Source organism: Ruegeria sp. AH12, from assembly GCF_056541465.1.
This window is the reverse complement of record NZ_JBQFYL010000057.1, coordinates 1-1,263: the sequence shown is the minus strand read 5'-3', so window position 1 is coordinate 1,263 and position 1,263 is coordinate 1. Positions and strand designations below refer to the sequence as shown.

Annotated in this window: 2 protein-coding genes; both read right to left on the bottom strand. The window is 60.0% G+C overall.

The annotated features are described in order from the left end of the window. Positions 1-964 (bottom strand): TRAP transporter large permease (locus ACR0EL_RS21545; protein ID WP_480502209.1); only part of this gene is annotated, 964 nt, incomplete at its 3' end. A 15-nt stretch (positions 965-979) separates the two neighbouring features. Continuing rightward, positions 980-1,263: TRAP transporter small permease (locus ACR0EL_RS21540; RefSeq protein ID WP_480502207.1), on the bottom strand; the 284-nt coding region annotated here is incomplete at its 5' end.

The following is a 1,263-nucleotide window of genomic DNA, read 5'->3' as shown; positions in this document are numbered from 1 at the left end:
GAGCCCCGACAAATCCCTGCGGTACGCCAATGATCGCAAGCGCTTCGGCTAGAGGGATCGAGAAGGCGATGATCGGAAGGATCACACCGTTGACCTTGGCCGAACTGACCAGCATGGCCGGGAAATCGGACAATTTCAGTGTGCCCAGGATAAACCCGATGAATATGGTCACGACAACCGCCACAGCGCCTGCCTCCGTCGGGGTCAGTTTCCCCGAGAAGATGCCGTAGAAAATGATGCCGGGGACAAGGAAAGCGTACCAGCCGGACTTGACCGTCTTCCACAGGTTCGCGCGCCATTCAGCTGCGGTCATCATGCCACCGCCTTCCCAAAGGTTCAGCCGGTTCATCACGACGTTGGTGATCAGGATGGCCGTCAAGATCAAAAGGCCGGGGATCAGCGCAGCAAGGAACAAGGTCGAGACCGCTATGCCCAGCACGAGGCCGATGATGATATAGGCGATAGAGGGCGGGATGAGGATGCCGGTACAGGCTCCTGCTGCGACCAAAGCACAGGCGTAGGGGCGGGGATAACCGCTCTCGACCAGCCGGTCGATAGTCATCCGCCCTACCGCTGCCGCACCTGCTGCGTCCGACCCGGAGATCGCTGCGAACATGCCGCAGACCAGGACGGTGGCCGAACCGAAGCCACCCTTGGCCCAGCAGGTCAGGGCTTCGGCGACGTCCAGAAACTTTCGACTGAGCCCGGTTCGGACAAGCACGTCGCCGGTCAGGATGAACAGCGGTACGGCGGTCAGCGCGAAGGCATCGATGCCCGAGAACAGCTTTTCACCGACAAGGCTCAGCGGCAATGCGCCGGACATGATCAGCATTGTGATCGATGCTGCGCCGATCGCGGCCCAGACCGGAACGGCGAGCGCGACAAGAGCGACGAAGAGAATGACAGAGGCGTAGAAATCCCACCCAAGTTCAAGCGTTTGACCGCCGAGTTGTTGCCACATCATGGCTCAGGCCCTCCCTTAATCAAACAGCTTGTCGCCTTCGTAGACGGGACGGCCCGTTCGAAGGTCGGCAATATCGCGGAGGAAGGACTGCACCAGCCGAAAGATGACCAGCGCGAAGCCAAACGGCACCGCCATCAGGAAAAAGACCTGGCTGATCCGCAGGCCGTGTGTGACAGACCCGAATTTCCAGGACACGTGGACTGTCTCCCACGACCAATAGATCGCGACGAGTGCCACGATGAACATCACGATGTCGCCGAAGATGTACAGCAGCGTTTTGACCGTGCGCGGGACGTAGT